The sequence below is a fragment of the Oleiphilus sp. HI0067 genome, from assembly GCF_001635735.1.
The window spans coordinates 1-760 of record NZ_LWFI01001223.1; the positions used below are offsets into that span (position 1 = coordinate 1).

The following is a 760-nucleotide window of genomic DNA, read 5'->3' on the forward strand; positions in this document are numbered from 1 at the left end:
CTGGGTTGGAGATAAGCGCGGGCTGTTATCTAGCTGCAGATCTTGTTCACGAATAATATCGTCTTCACACAGCGTAAACGCACGTTCAATGATGTTCTCTAACTCACGCACGTTTCCAGGAAAGCTATAGCTTTTAAGCGCTTGCATTGCATTGGCATCGATGGACGCGTTATCGACCCCACATTCTTGAGCGATATTCGACAAGAAACGCGTTGCCAATAGCGCTACGTCATCTTGGCGTTCGCGCAAGCTAGGTACCTGCAAGTTAATGACGTTAATGCGGTAGAACAAGTCTTGTCGAAAACTGCCGTCGTCGACCAATGCTTGAAGATCTTTATGCGTTGCACTCAAAACGCGCACATCGACGGCTTCTTCAGACTCACCGCCTACGGCACGCACCGCTTTCTCTTGAATAGCACGAAGCAATTTCACCTGCATATCTAAGGGTAGATCAGCCACTTCATCCAAAAACAAAGTGCCGCCATCCGCCGCTTTAAACAGGCCATCTTTATCTTGATGAGCCCCACTAAAGCTACCTTTTAAGTGTCCGAAAAACTCACTTTCCATCAACTCGCTTGGTATCGCGCCACAGTTAACTGGAATGAATGGCCCATCACGTCTGACACCATTGGCATGAATGGCACGTGCAACCAATTCTTTACCACTTCCGGATTCACCAGAGATGTATATTGGCGCTTGGCTGCGAGCGAGTTTAATAACCTGTTTGTTGAGCTTTTTGAGTTCGGCACTCTCACCGAGG

1 protein-coding gene is annotated in these 760 nt (G+C 48.0%); it reads right to left on the reverse strand.

Annotated features, from left to right (window positions below):
• Positions 1–760, reverse strand: a 760-nt coding sequence (locus A3739_RS18545; protein WP_197472428.1) for a sigma-54-dependent Fis family transcriptional regulator, incomplete at both ends; no start/stop codon positions are given.